Below are 18,743 nucleotides of genomic sequence, written 5' to 3' on the forward strand. Positions count from 1 at the left end.
ACCAGGTGGCCACAATCTAAATGGAAAATATTTGATGTTTTAAAGAGCCCAGACGAGTCTAAGAGTATATAATAGGGATGGCATTTTACGTGTAGTTGTCGCCTTTTTTGTACAAGCTAACCGCTTTATCGATTAGGTATGCTTTTCCTAACAGGGGAGATACTTTGGTGGATGACTTATATGAATTTTTTATGTAACGAACAAGAAGGCTATGGAAAAATGATGTATGAGGTGTTACAATACTATTGAATAAGTCAAATTGAAACATTCAAGCGGATTAACTTGCATAAATGCTTTTTTATTTTAGCGGGTACCAATCCCTGAGCGTAAGTCCGTTTGCTTATCCTGACATCTTTTTTTAGAGATTATGAGGAGGATGAAACATGACTGATCAACAAACTAAAGACCAAAGCATTAACAAAGATGAAAATTCAACAATCGATAATTTGTCTATTACTACTGTTCGTACCTTGGCAATCGACGCAATTGAGAAAGCAAAATCCGGACACCCGGGTATGCCGATGGGCTCTGCACCAATGGGCTATCAATTGTTTGCCAAAACGATGAACCATAATCCGGAAAATCCAACTTGGATCAACCGTGACCGTTTCGTATTGTCCGCAGGACACGGATCTATGCTGCTTTACAGCCTTTTGCACCTGAGCGGATATGATCTTCCAATGGAAGAGATTAAACAATTCCGTCAATGGGGAAGCTTGACTCCAGGACACCCTGAGTTCGGTCACACCGCTGGTGTGGATGCAACTACAGGTCCACTTGGACAAGGGATTGCAATGGCCGTTGGTATGGCAATGGCTGAAGCTCAGCTCGGAGCTACTTACAATAAAGATAACTTTGATGTAGTAGACCATTATACTTACGCAATTTGCGGTGACGGTGACCTTATGGAAGGTGTTTCTCATGAAGCAGCATCCCTGGCATCTCACTTGAAACTGGGTAAACTCGTGGTTCTTTATGATTCCAACGATATTTCCCTTGATGGTAAGCTGGACCTTTCTTTCTCTGAAAGTGTTCAAAAACGTTTTGAAGGATACGGCTGGCAAGTGCTTCGCGTAGAAGATGGTAACGATCTTCCTGCAATCGAAAAAGCGATTAAAGAAGCACAAGCAGTATCAGATCGTCCAACCCTGATCGAAGTGAAAACAGTAATTGGTTACGGTAGCCCGAACAAACAAGGTAAAGGCGGCCATGGCGGTACTCACGGATCTCCACTAGGTGCTGACGAAACAAAACTCACTAAAGAATATTACAAATGGGTATATGAAGAAGATTTCTTCGTTCCAGATGAAGTACGTGCTCATTTTGCAAAAGTTAAAGAACGTGGTGTAGAAGCGAACAAAGCTTGGGAAGCTAAATTTGCTGAATACAAAAAAGCGTACCCTGAACTTGCTGCTCAGTTCGAAACAGCAATCAGCGGCGCACTTCCTGAAGGTTGGGATCGCGACTTGCCGAAATACAGTGTCGAAGATAAAGCGGTATCTACTCGCGTAGCATCCGGTAATGCACTGAACGGTCTTGCTCACAATGTACCTAACCTGACGGGTGGATCTGCTGACCTTGAAAGTTCAACAATGACTCACTTGAACGATCTTGCTCAGTTCACTCCAGCGGATTACTCTGGCCGTAACATCTACTTTGGTGTTCGTGAATTCGGTATGGCTGCTGCAATGAACGGTATGGCGCTGCATAGCGGTGTGAAAGTATTCGGCGGTACATTCTTCGTATTTACCGATTACCTTCGTCCAGCAGTTCGTCTGTCCTCTATTATGAAATTGCCAGTAACTTATGTGCTGACTCATGATAGTATCGCAGTAGGTGAAGATGGTCCTACGCATGAACCGATTGAACAACTCGCTTCCCTGCGTATCATTCCAGGTCTTACTGTTATTCGTCCAGCGGATGCAAATGAAACTTCTGCAGCATGGGCTTATGCAGTAGAGAATACTTCAAATCCGGTAGCACTTGTCCTTACTCGTCAAAACTTGCCGATTCTTCCGGGTACAGTAGAAGGCGCTCGTGAAGGAATCAAACGTGGTGCTTATGTAGTATCTGATGCGAAGAATGGTAAAGCAACCGCTCAAATTATCGCAACAGGTTCTGAAGTTCAGTTGGCAGTCAAAGCTCAAGAAGCTCTTGCTGAAGAAGGTATTCACGTACGTGTTATCAGTATGCCAAGCTGGGATCTGTTCGAAAAACAAGATAAAGCATATAAAGATTCCGTTCTCCTTCCAGACGTTAAAGCTCGTCTTGCAGTAGAAATGGCTCATCCAATGGGCTGGGAAAAATATGTGGGTGATGCTGGTGATATTCTCGGCATTTCTACGTTCGGTGCATCTGCGCCTGGCGACACTGTAATTAAAGAATATGGCTTCACAGTAGAAAACGTAGTAAGCCGCGTTAAAGCGCTTCTGTAGTTCTATTGTATCCATATGAAAACAAAAAAAGGGTGAAGCAGCCAAATGGCGCTTTACCCTTTTTCATCCTATCTTGATATCTATGCAAGCGGTTTGCCGTTAATTTGCTGTTCTATATAGGCTTCGTAGATTTTTACGACAGCTGATAAGTCTTCCTCACCGTATCCTTTAGCGGCACCAGACTGGAACATGCTTTTTGCCAGATTCAGCATAGGGGCAGGCACGCCAGTATTGTCTGTTAGAGAGGACGCAAGTTTTAAATCTTTGAGCATAAGAGCGAGGGAGAACTGATTCGTAAAGTCATGGTCAATGATTTTGCGGCCTTTCAGTTCAGCTGCTTTACTGCCGGCAGAACCTAACTGGACGAGATCCAGGAATGCATCAGCCGGGATGCCCGATTTTGAGGCAATCGCAAATCCTTCCGCTAGTGCTACATTGTTAATTCCAACGATCGTATTATGGGCAAGTTTCGCTACGGCACCATTTCCGTTTTCGCCCATAGGAATTACTTTTTTTCCGAGCGTTTCGAATACATCCATCTGACTTTCGATGGTTACGGCATCACCGCCGACCATAAATACTAATGAACCATCAATGGCTGCTGGTTTGCTGCCTGTAACTGGTGCATCCAGAAAAGAACAATCAAGAGCCGTAGCATCAGCTGCGAGTTTCTTGGCAAGGTCAGGGGAAATGGTACTGCAGTCTATAATGGTAGTTCCGTCAATGACACCTGCAAAAATACCGTTCTCGCCATAATAAATATCATTGATGGATGCGTCATTACTTACCATAGTTATGACGAGAGACTGACCGTGTGCTGCTTCTTTTGGTGTTTTGGCAGCTACAGCACCTTCGGCTACGAGTGGAATGCATTTTTCGTCAGTTCGGTTATATACAGTGACTTCATAGCCTTTTTTAAGAAGATTGGAAGCCATAGGTCCGCCCATCGTACCGAGTCCGAGTACAGCAATCTTTTTCATGAATTGTTCTCACCTTTCGTTGTTTAATCAAACGTTCATTAGGTCTTCATCATATCATGGAGACTGGGGCAAGCCAAAAAGCTTACTCTTGAAGAGAATAAAGCGTAAAAGACTCGGTCAATCATTCGCTAAGCTTGTCACGTTATCGAAATTACAGTATTCTAATTCATAAGTGAAGGCGCGGTAGTCAACAATAACGTATAAACCGGACAGCCATAAGACAAGCTTTGAAGTGAGAACTAATTCTCGCTAATTATTAAAAATAGTGGAGGTTTTATAATCATGGCTAAAAAAGTAACTTTTGATTACAGTAAAGCTCTTGAATTTGTAGGTCAACATGAAGTGGATTATTTGGCAGAACCGATTCGTCTTGCTCATGAACAGCTTCATAATGGTACAGGCGCAGGTTCCGACTACCTGGGCTGGATCGACCTTCCAACGAACTATGATAAAGAAGAGTTCTCCCGTATTCAAAAAGCAGCTGCGAAAATCCAAAGCGACTCCGAAGTACTGATCGTAATCGGAATCGGCGGTTCTTATCTTGGTGCGCGTGCAGCGATTGAAATGTTGACTCACTCTTTCTACAATGAGCTGCCAAAAGAAAAACGTAAAACCCCAGAAATCTATTTTGCAGGTAATAACATTAGCTCTACATATGTAAACCATCTGCTTGAGCTGGTTGAAGGAAAAGACTTCTCTGTCAATGTAATCTCCAAATCCGGTACAACAACAGAACCAGCGATTGCATTCCGTATCTTCCGTGCTGCACTAGAGAAAAAATACGGTAAAGAAGAAGCGCGTAAACGTATTTATGCAACGACTGACAAAGCTCGCGGTGCACTGAAAAAACTTGCAACTGAAGAAGGTTATGAATCTTTCATTATTCCTGATGACGTAGGTGGTCGTTATTCCGTACTGACAGCAGTAGGACTTCTGCCTATCGCTACAGCAGGTATTAACATTGAAGAAATGATGCAAGGTGCGGCTGATGCTTCCAAAGAATTTGCTAACCCGAACGTTGCAGAGAACCAAAGTTATCAGTACGCTGCAGTGCGTAATGCGCTGTATCGCAAAGGCAAAGGAACAGAAATTCTTGTGAACTACGAGCCATCCTTGCACTTTGTATCCGAATGGTGGAAACAATTGTTTGGTGAAAGCGAAGGAAAAGACTTCAAAGGAATCTATCCTGCTTCCGTTGATTTCTCTACAGACCTTCACTCCATGGGACAATTCATTCAAGAGGGTAGCCGTAACATTTTCGAAACAGTTATCCAAGTGGAAGAAGTGGCAAACCACATTTCCATTGAAGCAGATCCAGATGATCTAGATGGTCTGAACTTCCTTGAAGGAAAAACAATGGATTTCGTTAACAAAAAAGCATTCCAAGGTACGCTGCTCGCACATACAGACGGTCAAGTACCAAATCTTATTGTAAATGTTCCAGATATGTCTCCATATTCTTTCGGATATCTGGTATACTTCTTTGAAAAAGCATGCGGAATCAGCGGATACCTGATGGGCGTAAATCCGTTTGACCAACCGGGTGTAGAAGCTTACAAAAAGAACATGTTTGCTCTTCTTGGCAAACCAGGTTATGAAGAAGAAAAAGAAAAACTTGAAGCAAGACTCACTGAATAGTAATGGAATGATTTGTTAAAGATCAGAAGTTATCTGTTTCATAAATATAGTAATACAATCAAGCTTCCATAGGTTGTTTGATCATAAGAAGCAGTTCACCCGTATTTGGATGGACTGCTTTCTTACAAATATGAACCCAATTACATCTAAGAATAGAACACCTATAGGTGTTTTCTTCACATATAGAAAGGTAAGAGAGCAATGATTGAGCAGTACAAAACCGTTCGAGCAGCAGGGAACAAAGAAATTGTGATTAAGAAATCTCGATTTATTGGTCACGTTATGCCTGTACAGAATGAAGAAGAAGCGATCCAATTTATTGAAGACATTAAGAAAAAACATTGGAACGCAACTCATAATTGTTCAGCATATATGATTGGTGAACGGGATGAGATTCAGAAGCAGTCTGATGATGGAGAGCCAAGCGGGACCGCTGGGAAACCTATTTTGGAGGTGATCAAAAATCAGGGATTAAAAAATGTCGCTATCGTGGTAACGAGATATTTTGGCGGTATTATGCTGGGTGCCGGGGGACTAATTCGCGCTTATACGGATGGAGCAGTAGCTGCTATTGAGGCCGGAGAAGCGATAACGAAAGTGCTTCACCGCGAAATTTTCGTGGAACTGGATTACACATGGCTAGGAAAAGTGGAGAATGAGCTGAGAAACAGGCAGGTTCGCATGGGAGAGACTACATTTACTGACAAAGTCAAGCTGACATGTCTGCCGGTAGATCGTGAAGCAGAGCGATTCATGGAGTTTATGACAGACCTAACACAAGGTCAATCTGTGATCACGGAGGGACAGCAGCTTTATTTTATTGAAGGAGAATAAGATATGGCTAGAAGAGCAGTAGAGCAGGAATTGTCGAGAGAACGGATTTTGGAAGCGGCCAGGCATTTGTTCGTTACAAAAGGATATCGATCTATTTCAATGCGTAGTATTGGACAGCATCTAGGATACAGTCACGGCTCTTTATATTATCATTTCAAGGAAAAAGCAGAGTTGTTTTATGCCATTGTAGTCGAAGATTTTAATCATTTGGGGCAGCTTCTCCTGCAGGCCATGGCTAGAAGTTCAAAGGATGGACTTACGAAACCAGAGCATGTCATGATGGAATTTATACGCTTTGGTCTGCAAAATCCTTATCAATATGAAATTATGTTTATGATTCGAGACGAAGAGCTGCTTGCTTATTGCCGGGCAGAACAGAATCGTTGTTATGAATTATTCGCCACCATTATCCGTCATCATATGAACCACAAAAACTACACAAACGAAGAACGGATTCAATTACCCCACAGTTTATTTTTATCCATTCACGGATTCATCTCTTATTACATCCAAGACCGCTTGCCTTTTGAAGAAGTCAGGGCTGAAGCAGCTTCGCATGTAAACATCATGTGCAGTCGTCTGTAATCCCCTTCTTTTGGTATACGTCAACACCATGTCACGCTTACATACTTCAAAGCGGTAAACTATCATAACGTTACAATATCATAACGGTAATATGCGAAAGTGTTTTCTGATCATCAGACGAGAAATGATTGACGAAATCCCCCTATATTTGGTAAAGTATCAAATAAAGTAATTCCTACCTAAATAATAGGGAATATGTGATGGAGGATGGCGTCATGCATGTGGAAGTCCGTGGACTTAGCAAACATTTTGGCAATTTTCATGCAGTTAAAGATGTTTCTTTTGATATAAAAAAAGGTCATCTCATTGGTTTACTCGGTCCAAGTGGAGGAGGAAAAACTTCCATACTACGTATCTTGGCTGGGCTTGAAAATCCCGATGCGGGTGAGATTCGCTTGCATGGACAGCTAGTTAACCATCTTCCGCCCCAAGAACGGGGAATCGGATTTGTATTTCAAAACTATGCTTTATTTAAACATATGACCGTGTTCGATAATATCGCGTTTGGACTTAAGGTGAAGAAGCAGTCCAAAACACAGATTCATAATCGAGTTATGGAGCTTGTTGAACTAACAGGTCTCAGCGGCTTTGAGAAGAGATACCCTCACCAGTTATCTGGAGGACAAAGACAGCGGGTTGCGTTTGCAAGAGCGCTTGCTCCTGAGCCTCAGCTTCTTCTGCTGGATGAACCTTTTGCTGCAATTGATGCCAAGATTCGGCATGAGCTGAGATCCTGGTTGCGTGAACTCATAGAGCGGGTAGGTATTACCTCGATTTTCGTTACACACGATCAGGACGAAGCGATTGAAGTCGCTGATGAAATTATGATTATAAATGGGGGAGCACTCGAACAAAAAGGGACTCCTTGGGATATATATAAACAGCCGGAAACACCTTTTGTAGCCTCTTTTATTGGTGAATCAACGATTGTTGAGCATGCACGGGAACTGAAGGGATTTGACAAGTTAACAGGTTCTGCTGTTGAAGCGAAGGCTCTGATTCGTCCCGAATATATTGAGGTAGGGTCAGAACATGAATTTACTTTACTGTCGGCTACCGAAAAGGGGAAGGTTCGTGCCTTGCACTTCCGCGGCAGCGAATGGCTTGTTGAAGTCATGGTGGGGAATAACAAGTTGATTACGTATCGTTCGTTAGAGAAAGAGACACTATCAGTAGGGCAAGAGGTTCGTGTCCTTGTTCACAGGGCCTATCTTTTTAATGATCATGAAAACTGGATGGTCGAAAATCACCTGAAAAGTGATCCGATGCCAGTATCTATATAGGGAAATTCACTTTTACCCTGAACGTTAACTGACGTGCAGGGTTTTTATTATGGGTTATATTATTTTGCTTTTTAGATGAACCTTGTTTATACTACATTCATAATATTGGCGAGGATACCTAAATGCTATTTATGCATCAGGAGGATAACAACGAGAATGAAATATTCAAAATGGATTCGAAAGATGTTGCCGCTTCTTCTCATCTTAGGGTTACTGCTGACTGCATGTGACACGCAAGAAGATCAGACTAAAGTCGGGAATGCGGGCAATGAAATAACCGGCGAAGTAAGCTCCCCTGAAAGAGGGGGTAGTATCAACATCGCCGTACAAGATGATCCGAAGGTAATGAATCCCTTATATGCGACAGATCGGATTACGCTTACCGTGAACCAGTCGCTCTATGCACCGCTCTTTTATATGGACAATGGAAAGAAAGTATACGCCTTGGCTGAGCGTGCATATGCTTCAAAAGATTACAAAACTTATTTTATCAAGCTGAAAGAAGGACTTACATGGCATGATGGAAAAGCCATTACTGCCGATGATATTGTGTTTACCGTCAATCAAATCATAGATGATACACAGAATAGTCCCTTCCGTAGCCAGTATGTTTTTGATGGACAACCAGTGAAGGTAGTAAAGATCGATGAACTGACTGTCAAATTTGTACTACCTGAAGCAACTCCTTCATTCGAGGGCGCATTAATGTATCTTTATCCGATTCCAAAGCACATCTATCAAGGCGAGAAAGATATCGCTCATAGTTCTAAGAATGATCATCCCATTGGATCGGGCCCTTTTAAGTATAAGGAATATGTACCAGGTGAGCATCTAACTTTGGAGCGTTTTGAAGACTATTATGACGGGGCAGCCTACTTGGATACGATTTCGTATCAAATCATGGACCCGGATACAGCAGATCAGGCACTCCACGAGGGTGTTGTGCAGATGTCACTGATTGATACCCAGGAATATGAGGTGCTGAATGAATCAGGGGAATATAACCTCGTAACTTATGCAGATGGTCGTCTCGAGTACATGGTATTTAATATGAATACACCGAAGATGAAAAAGAAAGAAGTCCGGGAAGCGATCGCCTATGCTTTGGATAAAGAAGAAATGATTCGAATTTCGTATCTGTCGAGCAGGTTTGCAGATCAGGCTTCTTCTATATTTACACCAGATACGCTATATCATACTTCCGAAGTAAGGACCTATGATTATGATCCTGAGAAATCCAAGGAATTGCTGGAACAGGCAGATGTTACAAATTTAAAAATCCGTCTTGCTTATGTGAAAACCAGCAAAACACAAATGAATCAGGCTCTCTACATCCAGCAGAAACTCAAAAAGGTTGGAATCGAAGTCGAGCTAAAACCGATGGAAGCAGCCGTGTATGAAAAACGAAAATTGGATCAAAACAATACTGATTTTGAGCTTTCGCTTGCCGGCTATATTCTTGGTCCAGACCCTGTTAGTTATGAGACTCTTTATATGAGCAGTGGGGTATATAATGAATCGCATGCTGAGAACGAAGATCTGGATACCTTGTGGGAACGTGCTTCCGAAGAAGTCGATTCGGCTGCTCGCCAGAAGTTATATGTACAGATTCAACAGAAGATTGCAAAGGAACTTCCGGTTTTGCCGATTGCTTATACCAAAAGTGTCATCGCAGTAAGTAAAGGTTATGGAGGACTAGAAGATGCGATCGCTCAGCCGATTGTTCTCTTCCGTGATTTATCCAAAATTCACTTCATTAAATAAAGAAGAGGAAACGACCGATGCAGGTCGTTTTTTCTTTTGCAAACATCGGTTGATCTTGAACAAGGGATGAATAAAGGTCTACAATAGAATCAATTTCATAATCCCTTTAGTTGCTTTAATCAGGAGTATTACATTACCATGCGAAGAGGAGTGTTACCTCATGAACCAGGAAGTGAAACTGTCGCAGTACACCGCTATATTACTAGAGAATGCAAGAAGAACCGGGCTCACGAATGAAGAGATAGTAGAAGCAGTACGAGCGGAGAATACGGAGCTGTTAAAAGTCGCCGAGCGCCCGCATTATACATACGAGTCTTTTTTCTCTTATGCGAAAGAGCATGGCGAAGATTTAGAAAAAGCAATAAAGGAAGGATACCGGATTACATTTAATACGAATAATGGTCTCAAAAACTGGATTGCAACTACATTTCAGCTTGATCCTAGCAAAGATTTTACCTTAGGAGAGGGACGGATCGAAGGCCTGGTCTTGACTGAACCACAAGTAGAAAAACTGGAGCGCACGCTTGCATTTAATTGGGAGATAAAAGAGATCCGGCAAACAGCAGACGGGCGCAAACAGCTCACGCTGGGCATTCGCGGGCAATAATGAACGCGGGACGCAAGAAAGGAGAATGATCCATGACAAAATATAATAAGCTGACCTTTCTTGGTACGGGTGACGCGATGGGTGTGCCGAGGGTATATTGTGATTGTAAAGTGTGTGAGGAAGCAAGAACAACCGGGATGAATCGCCGATATCGCTCTTCGGTGTTTGTAGAGAGTGACCAGGGGGAGTTTTTCATCGATGGAGGGCCAGATTTTCGGCACCAGATGGAGATGCTGAAGAAACGTAAACTTCAGACGATGCTAGTGACACATCCTCATTTTGATCATATTGGCGGACTTCCTGAGTGGGCTGATGCCTGCCGCTGGCTCGGAGAGAAGGGTGAACTGTACGCACCGCAAGAAGTGCTGAATGCGATTCAGGCACAGTTTCCTTGGCTCCAAAGTCATATTGAGATGAAACCAGTTGATCTGGAGAATGGCCTTGCGCTTGCGGGATACCACATTCGGGCCTGGAAAGTAAATCATGGAAAAAACGGTTACTCGTATGCATATCGCCTTGAGAAAGATGGGTACATATGGGTATACTGCTCCGATTCTATTGATCTAAGCGAAGAAGAACAAAAACCGCTGTATGGTCTTGATCTGCTTGTGCTGGGTACAAGTTTTTATCATGAGGAAGCTGCTTTTGAAACTCGGTCGGTATACGACATGATGGAGGCACAAGAACTCATTACCAAGGTACAGCCAAAACAAACGATTTTTACTCATATGTCTCATGACGTTGATCTTCGCAAAGATTATACGTTAAGCCCAGGTATCACACTTGCTCATACCGGGCTAATGCATTCGTTAACATAAGGTTGCTTTCTCTAATTCGTGCTCATACGGTGCGTATCATAGAGTTGTAAGCATCTATTAGTCTCTGCATTCCTTCTTCGATCTGACGCTCACTTGTATAACAGTAGCTCAGTCTAATACTTGAGCTGTGATGTACAGCGTCAGGATCGCAGAAGGGACCAGGTACGAAGGATACAGATAAGGCAAGGCTTCTCCGTAAGAGTTCCATGGACGACACACCTTCGGGTAACTGAACCCACAAACCGAGTCCGCCTTTTGGGGGAGTCCACTCCCAATTCGTCTTCGCAAGACATCTCTCCATAGCTTCCTTCCGCAGTGACAGAGCAATACGCAGCTTCTCCATGTGAGTCTGCATCCGGGAAGAAGTGAAGTAATGCATAAAAATTTTCTGCCCAAGGAGAGGGGAACCTCCATCTGCTAGTGATTTTAGAGTTAATAAATCCTTCATAAGCCAAGGACTACACAGAACGGCTGCAATCCGCAGACCTGGCGCGATATATTTACTGAAACTTCGTATATACATGACAACACCTTCTGTATCATAGCCGTAAATAGGCAGGGGAGGTTCCTCTTCAAAATACATATCATAAGTTGTGTCATCTTCCGTAATTAGAAAGTGATATTCTTCTGCAAGCTCGACAAGCCGTTTTCGCTTCGATGCAGGAAGTACATAACCGGTTGGGTTATGAAACGTAGGGTTCACATACATCATGCGCGGTTTGTAGCTCCGAATGATACTCTCAAGCTCGTCCATATCATATCCGTCCGGGAGCATAGGGATTGTGATGATATGTGCGCCTTGCTGACGAAAGATATCGATAGCCGCACTGTAAGTTGGACGCTCCACAATGATGGTATCTCCCGGTTTAATCATAAGTCTAGCGATGAGATCAATCGCCTGCAGGGCTCCGGAAGTAATGAGTATATCTTCAGGAAGAAGAAAGAATTGATGCCTTTTTTTGAAGTATTCTGCAAGAGTCACGCGAAGTTCTTCATCCCCCTGAACCGTAGAGTAAGTACCGAGAAGTTTAGGATAGAGATCAAACACTTTTTTTACATATTCGGACATATACGCATTGGGCAGCAGAGCTGGATCTATGAGTGCTTTGGAGAACTGGTAATCTACCTCATGTGCCTGAAGCTCAGATAACATATTGGTACGAAGCGGTGAGCTGACAACAGGCGGTTTGAAATTCATGCCGGATAGACTGGGAGGAGATAGTAACTGCTGAATGCTGCGTGTGCCATCGTAAGTCTGATCGCTTACTGAAGCTAGGTTATGTTGAAGGTTACTATTGTTCAATTCTTTCTCTATACAGGGCATTACATAATATCCGGACCGATCTTTGGCATATATTCTGCCGTTATGAACGAGCTGTTGATAGGACTTAAATACGGTCAGCCTGTGCACCCCGAGCTGCTCTGCAAGTGTACGTACCGAAGGCAGTTTGTCATGAGCGATATAGTCTCCGCGATCGATTCGTACTAGAAGAAAGTCAGTAACTTGCTGAGAAAGAGGTTGCTTTGTCAAAAAATCATGGCGTTTATTTTTCATCGGTTCCACCTTTTTCTGTGGTTGCTGTGAGTTCATTGTACGACACATTCCTGCTTAATCTGTTCTATTGTAGCACTTCTGTTCTATTCCTAGCAGATTACAATGAGCAGATAGATATGAGGAGGATGGATGGAATGAGACGATTGCTTACGGCGTATACCGTTATGTGTTTAATCTTTGGAACGACTTTTTTAGCTATAAAAATCGGGAACGACGCGGGTGTGCCGCCTTTCTTTGCTGCTGGTGTGCGATTTACGCTTGCGGGTTCCCTATTATTTTTATTTTGTTTGTGGAAAAAAACAACCACCTTGTCTCTGCTTTGGCGTAAAGAAGTATTGATCATAGGAAGTTGTCTGACGTTTCTAACGTTTGCAGGTTTATATTACGGGGAAAAATATATCAGCTCCGGAGTGGCGGCGGTGTTATCCGCAACCGGACCGCTGATGATTATATGGATTCAATCCGCTATGACGAAAAAAAGACCGCACGTCTTGTCAGCGCTGGGTTGTATCACTGCTTTTGCAGGTGTTGTGCTAATTCTTGTGCCTGAACTATCTATTCAAGCGGGAGGCATGTGGCTCGCTGGAGCTGTAGCTGTGCTGATCGGAGAAATCTTTTATGCCTCGGGGTCAGTATATTCTGGACGAACAGCATCAAGGCTAAGAGATCATGCCTCAATTGCCGTTAATGGTGTTCAGATGTTATATGGCGGGGTGATGTTGTTACTGCTGTCTGCGATCACCGAGCAGCCGAAGGTAGAGGTCTTATTTCACCCGTCAGCAGCCGGGTCTGTTCTGTATCTGACAGTATTCGGTTCTATGATTGGTCATAGTCTGTTCTATTACCTTGTTACGCGTACGAATCCGCTATTTCCGTCTACATGGCTGTACATTTCTCCAATGATTGCACTCGGAATCGGGATGTTTTTCTATGGAGAGCATGTGAGCTGGTTGACCCTGCTCGGATCGGTCATTATCATTGGAGGACTGATTCTGGCAAATTGGCATACGTTAAAAGGACTTTTACAAACGAAAAAAGAAATCAAAGCAATAGGATCAAACCAAATTTCAACCGAAACGGCATCATAAAAAATAAATTCTCTGCTTGCGTATCGTTTTTCCATGGTCAGTCGTTTACCTGTTATAAGCGCTGAAGAGGCTGTGGAATATGGGATTGTAGATAAGATTGTTGCAAAATAAATCAAGTAAGGCAGAGGGTACCCTCTGCCTTTTTTATATACATAATACAGGCCTCTTCTCGGCGTAAGAAATGAGAGAGGCCTGTATTTTTTGAATTATGTAATATCACATCATGTACATTATGTATTAGTAAGAATGTTTTTTTGGACGGAAGAGCGTATAAGCTCCAGCAACGATGAGCAGAAGAGCAAGGATTGGCTGGATAATGGAGAACTGATGCAGCATGGAACCAATGGAGAATGCGATGAAGAAAATAAAGGATAGTACAGCCAAAATATTGATGGGAATCAGCAAATATTTGTTTTTGTTACCGAACCAGTAAAGTTCAAATAATCCGACCGCTACCGCCAGTATAAAACCAGGCCACATGGTAATCCAGCTGTCTGTAACAATAGCAATCTGGCAAGTCAGTCCTGTGGTGAGCAGAATACCTCCGGGAACGAGAAGCCCGATTCCACGGCCGATCAGCGAGAAATACATCCAGTGGAAAAGTACCCCTAGCGGAATAAGGAAGAAAGTCGGCCAGAAGTAGGCAAAAATAGAGCCCGTTCCAATATCCTTACCGGAGTTGAGGAGCAGAAAAATACCGATCAAAATGAGTAGCGGGGCTACAAGATTTTGTTTCCTTAATCTCAAATGAATCACTCCTTTCTATAAATTCAACTAAACGTATCATAGCAAATAAGAGTGAAGCTGTAATCGGTCTAGAGCAAGTGAATCATACTAGACTTAAGTCCAGTTGTGAGAAGGATATGAAGTGATGTTTATAAAAAAAAGGCACAGTTCTTTGAACTGTACCCATGAGCTAGTATTCTATTATTCTGCAATCTCATAAAACCCGTAGAGTTCATCAAGTAGCAAGTTTGCTGCCAGAATTCCTCCGGCTGTATTCCATACAGCATCGTCTACTTTATATGCTCGGCCATTCTTAACGGCATTTAGATTCTGCCAAAGCGGGTCTTGTATCATTTCCGTCTCGGTATCATTACCTTTGTCGTCGCCAGTGTCATAGGTAAAGTAAAAGAGACGATCGGCATCAGCTTCCGGCAAACGTTCTTTCGTAATTTCATCTACGAATTCAGTTGCATTTTGGGTGATTTCTGTCCGTGCCAAGCCTATTTTTGCAAAGATATTACCTGTGAACGTATCGGTATGATAAATGCGGGTTTTGCCAGCCATAAAACGGACAACAGACACCGTTTCATTCACTTTGTCGCCTGCTTTAGATTTAAAATCGGCAATGCGATCGTTGAATTCGGTGATTTTCGCTGCGCCTTCTTCGGTTTTATTCAGCGCTTCTGCATAAAGCTTGAAATTGATTTCCCAGTCACCGCGAAGATCCTCAGCCATAACGGTTGGAGCAATTGCTTTTAACTGATCATAGACTTTCTCTTGGCGCATTTTGTTACCGATAATAAGATCAGGCTGCAAACCTGCGATCAGTTCGAGATTCGGCTGACTCTCGTCCCCGACTACGGTTACGCCTTCCATTTGATCTTTAATATGTGCGTACCAAGGATCTCCAGTCCAAGATTTAACGGCTCCAACGGGTTTAACTCCTAGAGAAAGCAGTGCTTCGGTTCCTTCGTTAGTGAGAATAACGACCTTCTGAGGTGTTCCTTTGATTTCTGTTTCACCCATTGCATGTTTTACCGTGTATGTACCTGTGCCTGTTGTTTCTTCATTTGTGGTATTGCCAGAAGCAGGCTGGGAAGATTCATTGCCCGCACCGCCTTCCGTTGTCTGGCTTCCACAACCAGCTAGAACGAAGAAAATAAGCATGAGCATAACTGCTCCGAATAAGCGTAAGCGATGACTCTTTGTATGTACGTTTAAAGCTACCATGTAACCAGTTCCCCCTGAAATAATATATTGATAATGATTATCAAACATTAAGTCTGAATATATAACCAGTTTCTACCATTGTCAAGCGTTGAATGAGAATGAATATCAAAAAGATTGACAGTTCTTTCTTTCTTCTACTAAAATTGCGGAGTGAACTATTAGATGGAATTCTATGAATAAAATGATATATACAAAAATGAGTAGGGGATTAATGATGCGCATCTTGGGGCTGGCCTTATCGATTGGACTACTGATTTTTGCCATGATGAGTAGTGTTATTTTTGGTGTCACCCGCATTCCTCTGTCGGTTATTTGGCAGGCGGTGATGGAACCAAATGGAAGTACCGAACACTTAATTATCCAGACAGCAAGGATTCCTCGTGCACTGATCGCTGCTGCAGTTGGCGGGAGTCTAGCTGTTGCTGGAGCTATTATGCAGGTTCTCACTCGTAATCCAATCGCTTCTCCGAGTACCTTAGGTGTGAATGCGGGAGCAGCCTTTTTCGTCGTTGTGGCTACAGGCTGGTTAGGTATATCCGGTCTTCAGCAAACGACTTGGATTGCTCTTTTTGGTGCTGCTGTGAGCGGTGGGGTTGTGTTTTTCCTTGGCAGTATGGGCCGAGATGGAATGACACCTGTGAAAATCACACTAGCTGGTGCTTCGATGACTGCATTTTTCCATTCTCTGACTCAAGGTTTAATGTTGTCAGACGGCAAGATGTTTGATCAGGTACTGATATGGCTTGTCGGATCCGTTGCTGGTAGGGAACTTGATCAGCTCATGGCTGTTGTCCCTTATATGGGGATTGGACTACTGATTGCACTCCTGCTGTCAAGACATCTTAACGTATTGTTCATGGGAGACGATATTGCGGCAGGGCTAGGACAAAAGACGGCTATGATTAAAATTCTTTCGGCCGTCTCTATTATTTTACTGGCAGGTGCATCGGTTGCTGCAGCAGGTCCAATTGCGTTTATAGGTATTATCATTCCGCATATCATGAAGTTTTTTCTGCCGAATGATTATCGCTGGATCTTACCGTATAGTTTCGTATGGGGTGCGGTACTCCTTGTTTCCGCAGACGTGCTGTCCCGCTACATTGCGATTCCCAAAGAGGTGCCAGTCGGTGTCATGACGGCCATCATCGGCGTTCCATTCTTTGTCTATATTGCAAGAAAGGGAGGACGCCAAGGAGCATGAGCAAATACAAGTCATTTCAAATGTCTAACGGCAAACTTTCATTTTTAATTGAAAAAAGGACCTTATGGGTTACGCTCGTTCTGTTCATCCTCTGTGCTGCGGCCATGGTAATCTCAACGGGAATCGGAAGTCAGTACATTTCTCCATCGCAAGTGATCAGCTCCCTATTTGGTCAAGCAGATCCAACGGTAGAAATCATTGTAGAAAAGCTGAGACTGCCGCGTATTCTTACTGCCGTAATGGTTGGGGCTTCTCTTTCGGTTGCAGGAGCTGTGCTGCAAGGAGTGATTCGAAATCCACTTGCATCACCAGATGTAACGGGAATCACGGACGGTGCTTCACTCGGAGCTGTACTTTTCATATTTTTCACATCAGGCACAATTTCAATAAAATACATGCCGCTTGCCGCGATCCTGGGCGCAATTCTAGTAACCGGACTGTTGTATGTTCTGGCTTGGAGAGGCGGAGTAACGCCTTTGCGTCTTGTGCTTGTCGGTACAGGCCTTGCAGCTGCGCTCAAATCAGTCTCTTACATGTTTATTATTGCAGGTCCGATGCAGCTGGCAGAGCGGTCCATTACGTTCATGACGGGGAGTATTTATGGAGCATCATGGGATTCGGATGTGTATATCCTGCTTCCTTGGGTCGTTATCCTTCTACCATTAACCTGGTTTCAAGCGAGAAAGGTAAACATTCAAGCACTCGGAGACGAAGTAGCGGTAAGTGCAGGGGCGCATGTGCAGAAACATCGCCTGCTGCTCATCGTGCTCAGTGTGGCACTAGCAGGATCAGCAATCGCAATTGGCGGTGCCATTGCATTTATTGGGCTGATGGCACCGCATATGGCGAGGAAGTTGGTGGGACCTTCTTTTGGAAGTGTTGTGCCGGTAAGTGCACTGCTCGGAGCCTTGATTTTATTAATAGCGGATCTAGTAGCCCGAACGGCATTTCTCCCTGCTGATGTTCCTGCAGGCGTATTTACAGCAGCCATTGGAGCTCCGTTCTTTATGTATCAGCTATATAAAAGCCGCAATCGTTGATTCGATATACTAGTAATCTAAAAAGGAATGAATGCTGATGGATATCATGCGCGCCGAGAAGCTGGGGCTTTCGTACGGAGATGCTTACATTTTTGAAAATATGGATTTATCTATTCCAAAAGAAAAAATAACCGTATTCATCGGGAGTAACGGCTGCGGGAAATCAACGTTGTTGCGATCTCTTGCAAGACTGATAAAGCCACAGCAAGGGGCCGTCATTCTTGATGGTGAACAAATCGCAGGGATGAAGACAAAGGATATTGCACGCAAACTCGCTATCTTACCCCAAGGACCTGTTGCCCCGGAAGGTCTTTCGGTGCTTCAACTGGTGAAACAAGGGAGGTATCCTTACCAGAACTGGCTAAAGCAGTGGTCACCGGAAGACGAACAGGCAGTAGAGAAAGCTCTGAACTCTACGAGAATGAAGGAACTCAAGGATCGCACCGTAGACTCCTTGTCAGGTGGTCAAAGACAGCGGGCGTGGATTGCGATGACGCTGGCTCAAGAAACACCGGTCATTCTGCTCGACGAACCAACAACCTATTTGGATCTGACCCACCAGATTGAAGTGCTGGATCTGTTGTATGATCTTAATCGATCAGAGCAGCGGACGATCGTAATGGTGCTTCATGATATCAACCTTGCTTGTCGTTACGCAGATCATATCGTAGCGATTAAGGATGGAGGCATTGAAGCGGGAGGGCATCCAGCAACTGTGATCGATGCCGAACTTATGGCAAAGGTTTTTGATCTGAGGTGCGATATTATTCCCGACCCTATATTCGGTACTCCGCTGTGCATCCCGCATGGCAAAGGCGGACTTCGTAAGCCTCCTAAGGAGACGGCGAGCATATAATAACGAAATGATCTCACAATAAAGGAAAGGAATCACGAGGATCGTGGTTCCTTATTTTTAGCTAGCATTTAGTAAGTATTTCCTTTTAGTTATTAAACCTCAC

At 43.5% G+C, this 18,743-nt stretch carries 16 protein-coding genes; 12 read left to right on the forward strand and 4 right to left on the reverse strand.

Going from position 1 to position 18,743, the window contains the following annotated elements:
* The first annotated feature begins 383 nt into the window (after nucleotides 1–383).
* Nucleotides 384–2,435, forward strand: coding sequence for a transketolase (gene tkt / locus ACWPWY_RS01110; protein WP_454190011.1), 2,052 nt, complete (start codon nucleotides 384–386; stop codon nucleotides 2,433–2,435).
* 80 nt (nucleotides 2,436–2,515) lie between these two features.
* Here tkt and ACWPWY_RS01115 read toward each other — a convergent pair whose 3' ends face one another.
* On the reverse strand, nucleotides 2,516–3,415 hold the full coding sequence (locus ACWPWY_RS01115; RefSeq protein ID WP_454190012.1) for an NAD(P)-dependent oxidoreductase: 900 nt from the start codon (nucleotides 3,413–3,415) through the stop codon (nucleotides 2,516–2,518).
* A gap of 282 nt (nucleotides 3,416–3,697) precedes the next feature.
* On the opposite strand from ACWPWY_RS01115, the gene ACWPWY_RS01120 reads away from it, so the two are divergent.
* From ACWPWY_RS01120 to ACWPWY_RS01150, 7 genes are all read left to right on the forward strand, one after another.
* Entirely contained in the window at nucleotides 3,698–5,053 is a 1,356-nt protein-coding gene (locus ACWPWY_RS01120) for a glucose-6-phosphate isomerase (protein WP_454190013.1), read from the forward strand.
* A gap of 201 nt (nucleotides 5,054–5,254) precedes the next feature.
* Nucleotides 5,255–5,887 carry a YigZ family protein gene (locus tag ACWPWY_RS01125; RefSeq protein WP_454190014.1) on the forward strand — a complete coding sequence of 211 codons (633 nt, stop codon included), beginning with the start codon at nucleotides 5,255–5,257 and terminating at the stop codon, nucleotides 5,885–5,887.
* A 3-nt stretch (nucleotides 5,888–5,890) separates the two neighbouring features.
* On the forward strand, nucleotides 5,891–6,472 hold the full coding sequence (locus ACWPWY_RS01130; RefSeq protein ID WP_191797266.1) for a TetR/AcrR family transcriptional regulator: 582 nt from the start codon (nucleotides 5,891–5,893) through the stop codon (nucleotides 6,470–6,472).
* Nucleotides 6,473–6,687: 215 nt separating this feature from the next.
* The gene (locus ACWPWY_RS01135; protein ID WP_454190015.1) at nucleotides 6,688–7,755 is read left to right on the forward strand and encodes a sulfate/molybdate ABC transporter ATP-binding protein; all 1,068 of its coding nucleotides are present in this window, start codon (nucleotides 6,688–6,690) and stop codon (nucleotides 7,753–7,755) included.
* Between the two features lie 156 nt (nucleotides 7,756–7,911).
* Entirely contained in the window at nucleotides 7,912–9,519 is a 1,608-nt protein-coding gene (locus ACWPWY_RS01140; RefSeq protein WP_454190016.1) for an ABC transporter substrate-binding protein, read from the forward strand.
* Between the two features lie 160 nt (nucleotides 9,520–9,679).
* Entirely contained in the window at nucleotides 9,680–10,126 is a 447-nt protein-coding gene (locus ACWPWY_RS01145; protein ID WP_454190017.1) for a hypothetical protein, read from the forward strand.
* A 32-nt stretch (nucleotides 10,127–10,158) separates the two neighbouring features.
* Nucleotides 10,159–10,944, forward strand: coding sequence for an MBL fold metallo-hydrolase (locus ACWPWY_RS01150; protein ID WP_454190018.1), 786 nt, complete (start codon nucleotides 10,159–10,161; stop codon nucleotides 10,942–10,944).
* A 22-nt stretch (nucleotides 10,945–10,966) separates the two neighbouring features.
* Here ACWPWY_RS01150 and ACWPWY_RS01155 read toward each other — a convergent pair whose 3' ends face one another.
* Nucleotides 10,967–12,499, reverse strand: a complete 1,533-nt coding sequence (locus tag ACWPWY_RS01155) for an aminotransferase-like domain-containing protein (protein ID WP_454190019.1) — start codon at nucleotides 12,497–12,499, stop codon at nucleotides 10,967–10,969.
* A gap of 134 nt (nucleotides 12,500–12,633) precedes the next feature.
* On the opposite strand from ACWPWY_RS01155, the gene ACWPWY_RS01160 reads away from it, so the two are divergent.
* The gene (locus ACWPWY_RS01160; protein WP_454190020.1) at nucleotides 12,634–13,587 is read left to right on the forward strand and encodes a DMT family transporter; all 954 of its coding nucleotides are present in this window, start codon (nucleotides 12,634–12,636) and stop codon (nucleotides 13,585–13,587) included.
* 237 nt (nucleotides 13,588–13,824) lie between these two features.
* Here ACWPWY_RS01160 and ACWPWY_RS01165 read toward each other — a convergent pair whose 3' ends face one another.
* On the reverse strand, nucleotides 13,825–14,334 hold the full coding sequence (locus ACWPWY_RS01165) for a hypothetical protein (protein ID WP_454190021.1): 510 nt from the start codon (nucleotides 14,332–14,334) through the stop codon (nucleotides 13,825–13,827).
* A gap of 180 nt (nucleotides 14,335–14,514) precedes the next feature.
* Nucleotides 14,515–15,543, reverse strand: a complete 1,029-nt coding sequence (locus ACWPWY_RS01170; RefSeq protein ID WP_454190022.1) for an ABC transporter substrate-binding protein — start codon at nucleotides 15,541–15,543, stop codon at nucleotides 14,515–14,517.
* Between the two features lie 214 nt (nucleotides 15,544–15,757).
* On the opposite strand from ACWPWY_RS01170, the gene ACWPWY_RS01175 reads away from it, so the two are divergent.
* Genes ACWPWY_RS01175 through ACWPWY_RS01185 form a run of 3 tightly spaced genes read left to right on the forward strand, consistent with a single transcriptional unit; the run spans nucleotide 15,758 to nucleotide 18,640 of the window.
* A complete protein-coding gene (locus ACWPWY_RS01175; protein WP_454192755.1) occupies nucleotides 15,758–16,744 on the forward strand; it encodes a FecCD family ABC transporter permease in 987 nt (328 codons plus the stop codon).
* Entirely contained in the window at nucleotides 16,741–17,784 is a 1,044-nt protein-coding gene (locus ACWPWY_RS01180) for a FecCD family ABC transporter permease (RefSeq protein ID WP_454190023.1), read from the forward strand. Before ACWPWY_RS01175 ends, ACWPWY_RS01180 begins: the two co-directional genes overlap by 4 nt.
* 37 nt (nucleotides 17,785–17,821) lie before the next feature.
* On the forward strand, nucleotides 17,822–18,640 hold the full coding sequence (locus tag ACWPWY_RS01185; protein WP_454190024.1) for an ABC transporter ATP-binding protein: 819 nt from the start codon (nucleotides 17,822–17,824) through the stop codon (nucleotides 18,638–18,640).
* Nucleotides 18,641–18,743: the final 103 nt, after the last annotated feature.

The organism is Paenibacillus sp. Marseille-Q7038, from assembly GCF_965111595.1.